General features: G+C 67.1%; 1 protein-coding gene. It reads right to left on the bottom strand.

Annotated elements, in window-relative coordinates; genetic code table 11:
• Positions 1-43: 43 nt before the first annotated feature.
• A partial coding sequence (locus RRF55_RS28530; RefSeq protein ID WP_439419374.1) for a DUF4136 domain-containing protein occupies positions 44-225 on the bottom strand: 182 nt, incomplete at its 5' end.

The raw sequence follows: 225 nt of genomic DNA on the forward strand, positions 1-225 counted from the left end.
GAGTAGAGCGAGACGGCGCAGCATGATGATTCTCCGGTTGCCTTCAGCTTGGGGGGTAGCCATCCAGGGCCTTGTGCACGGCATCGCGCAGGGCGCGGGCGCGCTCGCTCGGTGAGCCCTGGCTGGTGGTTTCTGCGCTGGCGCTCCAGACCGGCTGGCCGCTGCCGGCATCGAACAGGTCCAGGCGCACCACCATCACGTCGACCTGGTAGGTGCGTATGATCG

The organism is Klebsiella sp. K47, assembly GCF_051858335.1.
In the GTDB taxonomy this organism is placed as follows: Bacteria; Pseudomonadota; Gammaproteobacteria; order Enterobacterales; family Enterobacteriaceae; genus Klebsiella; species Klebsiella pneumoniae.